Origin of the sequence: Roseateles sp., assembly GCF_031397715.1 — a bacterium.
Taxonomy (GTDB): domain Bacteria; phylum Pseudomonadota; class Gammaproteobacteria; order Burkholderiales; family Burkholderiaceae_C; genus Paucibacter_A.
The window spans coordinates 1-4,746 of the sequence record NZ_JANNMI010000077.1 but is presented as its reverse complement, the minus strand read 5'-3'; the positions used below and the strand labels follow the sequence as shown (position 1 = coordinate 4,746).

Below are 4,746 nucleotides of genomic sequence, written 5' to 3'. Positions count from 1 at the left end.
GATCTCAACCAAGGGCATGCCTTGGCAACTGCTGATTTAATTGGAACTGGGTATTCACAAATTATAGTGGGCTGGCGAGAACCTAACGCTGAAAAAAAGGTAGGCATTAAAATATATTCCCAAGAATCGCCTGGAAATTGGAAAGACTACTGGATTGACGACAATGGCATGGCCTGCGAAGATCTCCAAGTGGCAGATCTTAATGGTGATGGTAAGAAAGATATCATAGCCTCAGGAAGATCATCTCACAATCTTAAAATTTATTGGAACAGAAATAACTAGTTACCAGTAAAACCGGTGACCGGTAACTGGCATCCGGTAACCTTTCACTCAGACTTTAAACTATTCACCGGATTTACTTTCGCTGCTTTGAATGTTTGAAAGCCAACCGTCATCCAGGCGATAACCAAAGCCATTGCGCCAGCTCCTCCAAAATACCACCACTTTAACTCTATGTGCTCCGAAAAATTTTGCAACCAAAAAGAGGACAAGTAATAACTCACAGGCAACGCAATTATTATAGCTGTTAACACCATTTTGGTAAAGTCACTGGAAAGCAAATAAATAATACTCCACTCACTTGAGCCCAACACTTTCCGAATACCAATTTCTTTTAATCTCCTTTCAGTTGTAAAGGCAGCCAATGCAAACAAACCAAGACAAGAAATAACAATAGCTAGTCCCGCAAAGTATCGAGACAGTATAGAAACTCGCTGTTCTGATGCGTATAAGTTTTGATAATCTTCATCCATAAACTTATAATCAAATGAAAAACCTGGATTGAACGTAGCATAGTGATTTTGAAGTGAGGTGATCGTTTCGTGTTCTTTTCCTGCCTCCAGTTTCATCATCACGAATTGAGTTTGGCTTGGCTTGAATAGTATGCAAACCGGTTTAATGGGTTCATACAGTGATTCGTATTGAAAGTCTTTTAAAATGCCAACGATGGTTCTTTCGCCTGAATAGTGCTTTACTTTTTTGCCGATAGGGTCTTTCAATCCCATCATTTGAATAGCTTTCTCATTGAAAAGAATAGCGCTGCTGTCTGATGGGAACTCGCGAGAGAAACTCCTGCCCGATGCCAATTGAAAACCTAGCAGCTCAGTTGATTCAAACCCGGCATTAATTTCATGAAACTGAATATTATATTCCTCGTTACCTTCCCATGCCAGTCCATAGGTATAACCGCCACCGGCCACGCGAAATGTGGTAGGTGCAGCCTCTACTACGCCAGGTAATTGCTTCACTTGGGAAATGAAGGTTTCAACATTCTCAGCGACCTTACCCTCCTTCTCAATATAAATAACATGGTCTCTGTTGTAACCCAGATTCTTGGTTTGAACAAATTCTATTTGACGGTACACGATGAACACCGCTACCATAAGAATTACAGATAACGAAAATTGGAAGACCACAAGTCCCTTTCGTGCAAATAGTTCTCCAAAAGCCGTAGTGAGTTTTCCTTTTAAGACTTCTGCCGGACTGAAACCAGACAGGTAAAGGGCCGGATAGCTTCCTGCCAATAATCCAGTGAACAATCCCAGGCCGAAGGCTGATAGAATTATATTTCCATCCAATTGAAGAGTAAGGTGCTTGCCCGTGATTAGATTAAATTGTGGGAGCAACAACGCAACTAGTATCGCTGCAACGAAAAGAGATAGTATCGATATGATCATTGACTCGCCCAAGTATTGGGTGACTAACGCTCTTCGATTCGCACCTATCGCCTTTTTGATTCCTACTTCTTTCAGTCGTCTGGAAGCGCGAGCTGTTGAAAGATTCATGAAGTTGATGCACGCAATCGCCAGAATAAAGACAGCAATGACTGAGAATAATTTAACATAAGAAATTCGTCCCCCCGCTACCGCTCCGTTTTCGTAACTACCAAAAAGGTAACGCTCTGAATACTTTTGTAGAAACAATGTGATGTTGGTGTCCTTCTCCTTGGTCTTCAGAAAGCCTTTAATCTGAGTGCTGAAAGAATCAGCATTGGTTCCTTCCTTTAAGCGGCCTGGGCAACGGCTGGTGCGATCTTCATCATCAGGCGCGGGTCGAAAGGTTTGGGAATCAGGTACTCAGGCCCGAATGCCAACTGTTGGCCGACATACGCTGCCGCCACCACCTCGCTTTGTTCGGCCTGTGCCAACTCGGCAATCGCGTGGACGGCGGCAATCTCCATCTCATCGGTGATGGTGGTCGCGCCGCAGTCCAGTGCGCCGCGGAAGATGTAGGGGAAGCACAGGACGTTGTTGACCTGATTGGGGTAGTCGGTGCGGCCGGTCGCCATGATGACGTCGTCGCGCACCGCCTTGACTTCCTCGGGCGTGATCTCGGGCGTCGGGTTGGCCAGTGCGAAGATCATCGGGCGCTCGGCCATCTTGGCCACCATCTCCGCCTTCATCACGCCGCCGGCCGACAGGCCGAGGAAGATGTCCGCGCCTTCAATGGCTTGGCTGAGGCTGCGCATGTCGGTCTTCTGCGCGAAGCCGGCCTTGTCCGGGTCCATCAGCTCGACCCGGCCCTCGTAGACGAGGCCGGCCAGGTCGGTGACCCAGATGTTCTCTTTGGGCAGGCCTAGCTTGACCAGCAGGCCCAGGCAAGCCAGTGCCGCCGCACCGGCGCCCGAGGTCACCAGCTTGACCTGCTTGATGTCTTTGCCCAGTACCTTGAGGCCGTTCAAGAAGGCCGCGCCGACGACGATGGCCGTGCCATGCTGGTCATCATGGAAGACCGGAATCTTCATCCGCTCGCGCAGCTTGCGCTCGCGCAGCTTGCGCTCGACATAAAAACAATCCGGCGCCTTGATGTCTTCCAGATTGATGCCGCCGAAGGTCGGCTCCAGCGAGGCGATGATGTCGACCAGCTTGTCGAGGTCGCGCTCCTGGATCTCCAGGTCGAACACGTCGATGCCGGCGAACTTCTTGAACAGCACGGCCTTGCCCTCCATCACCGGTTTGGAGGCCAGCGGGCCGATATCGCCTAGGCCCAGTACGGCGGTGCCGTTGGTCACCACGGCGACCAGATTGCCACGCGAGGTGTAGCGGAAGGCGTTCGCCGGGTCGGCGACGATCTCCTCACAAGCGGCGGCCACGCCCGGCGAGTAAGCCAGCGCCAGATCGCGCTGATTGACCAGTTGCTTGGTCGCGGCGATGGCAATCTTGCCCGGCGTCGGGAACTCGTGATACTCAAGCGCGGCTTGGCGAAACTGGGCGTTCTTTTGTTCGGACGTTGGCATGGGCGGTTTCTCTCGGCGGACCGGTGAAGTCTTGGTTTGCTCGGCTAGCGAACCATTTGATTGTAGGAGCGCGAATCGACCTGGCTCTACGGCGCGGCCAAGTGTCCGTCTATGGTGCTGCCGGGGCTATACGCGGAAATGCGTATTTGCGCTGCCCCTACCGTACTCGGGCGAGAATCCCCACATGGGTGAATTCGATCTGATCAAGCAGTTCTTTGTGCGCGAGCAAGGCCAGTCGGGCGTCGTGATGGGTATAGGGGACGACTGCGCGGTGCTGGCGCCGACCCCGGGCATGCAGTGGTTAATTTCCACCGATATGTTGGTCGAGGGCCGGCATTTTCTGTCGACGGTGGCGCCCGAGCGGCTGGGCCACAAGGCACTGGCGGTCAACCTCAGCGACCTCGCCGCCTGCGGCGCCAAACCACGGGCCCTCACCTTGGCTTTGGCGCTGCCGCGCACCGACGCGGCTTGGCTGGCCGGCTTCTCCAAAGGCTTGTTTGCCTTGGCCGATGCGCATGGCATCCAGCTGGTCGGCGGCGACACCACCCAGGGCCCGCTGAATATCAGCATCACGGTGATGGGCGAGGCACCGGCCGGCACGGCCTTGTTGCGCAGCGGCGCAAAGCCAGGCGACGATATTTATGTGTCCGGCAACTTGGGCGACGCGCGGCTGGCGCTGGAGGTATTTCGCGGCAGCATAGGCCTGCCCGGCGAGCAGTTCGAGCAGGTGCGGTGGGCGATGGAATGCCCACAGCCGCGGGTCGCGCTGGGCCAAGCCTTGCGCGGTGTCGCGAGCAGCGCCGTCGATGTCTCGGACGGCTTGATCGGCGACCTCGGTCATATCCTGCAGCGCTCCGCCGTTGGCGCCAGCTTGGATGTGGATCTGCTGCCCTGCAGCGCGGTGCTGGCCGCGCAGCCGCAGGCCTTGCGGCGCGAATGCGGCCTGGCCGGCGGTGACGACTATGAGCTGGTGTTCACCGCCGCGCCCGAGCGGCGTGCGGCGGTGCAGCGTGCTTCTGAGCAAAGCGCCACGCCGGTGACGCGGATCGGCCGCGTCGAGGCCGCACCTGGTCTGCGCCTGCTCGACCAAGAGGGTCAGGTCTTGCTCCAAGATTTCAGCAGCTTTGACCATTTCAAATCATCATGAGTGAAACGCAAGCCCAAGCCAGCGCGCCGCGCCGCGCCACCGCCCGCTTCATGCTGGGCCACCCGGCGCGCTGGATGGCGCTGGGCTTCGGCAGCGGCCTGTCGCCGAAGGCACCGGGCACCGTCGGCACGCTCTGGGCCTGGCTGAGCTTTGTGTTGATCAACCCCTGGCTGAATGATGGCCAATGGGCGGCGCTGATAGGCGCCAGCACCGTGCTCGGCTGGTGGGCCTGCACGATGACGGCGCGCCATATGGCAACACCTGACCCCGGCGCCATCGTCTGGGACGAGATCGTCGCCTTCTGGCTGATCCTGTGGCTTGTTTCGCCGGTCGGTTTCTGGGGTCAGCTGATCGCGTTCGCGCT

General features: G+C 55.2%; 4 protein-coding genes and 1 pseudogene. 3 read left to right on the top strand and 2 right to left on the bottom strand.

Translation table 11 applies throughout. From position 1 onward, the window contains the following. Positions 1-282: VCBS repeat-containing protein (locus RMO57_RS03435; protein WP_310384240.1), on the top strand; the 282-nt coding region annotated here is incomplete at its 5' end. A 44-nt stretch (positions 283-326) separates the two neighbouring features. Here RMO57_RS03435 and RMO57_RS03430 read toward each other — a convergent pair. Continuing rightward, positions 327-1,922 carry an FtsX-like permease family protein gene (locus RMO57_RS03430; RefSeq protein ID WP_310384238.1) on the bottom strand — a complete coding sequence of 532 codons (1,596 nt, stop codon included), beginning with the start codon at positions 1,920-1,922 and terminating at the stop codon, positions 327-329. An 83-nt stretch (positions 1,923-2,005) separates the two neighbouring features. Continuing rightward, positions 2,006-3,235: pseudogene (locus tag RMO57_RS03425) on the bottom strand (malic enzyme-like NAD(P)-binding protein); the annotation flags it as partial. Between the two features lie 184 nt (positions 3,236-3,419). On the opposite strand from RMO57_RS03425, the gene thiL reads away from it, so the two are divergent. Further along, positions 3,420-4,382, top strand: a complete 963-nt coding sequence (gene thiL / locus RMO57_RS03420) for a thiamine-phosphate kinase (protein WP_310384236.1) — start codon at positions 3,420-3,422, stop codon at positions 4,380-4,382. Continuing rightward, positions 4,379-4,746 (top strand): phosphatidylglycerophosphatase A (locus tag RMO57_RS03415; RefSeq protein WP_310384233.1); only part of this gene is annotated, 368 nt, incomplete at its 3' end. The genes thiL and RMO57_RS03415, both read left to right, overlap by 4 nt.

What these genes read in the sequence shown, in the direction of transcription:
- thiL (WP_310384236.1), top strand. Translation starts at nt 3,420, where the DNA reads ATGGGTGAATTCGATCTGATCAAGCAGTTCTTTGTGCGCGAGCAAGGC.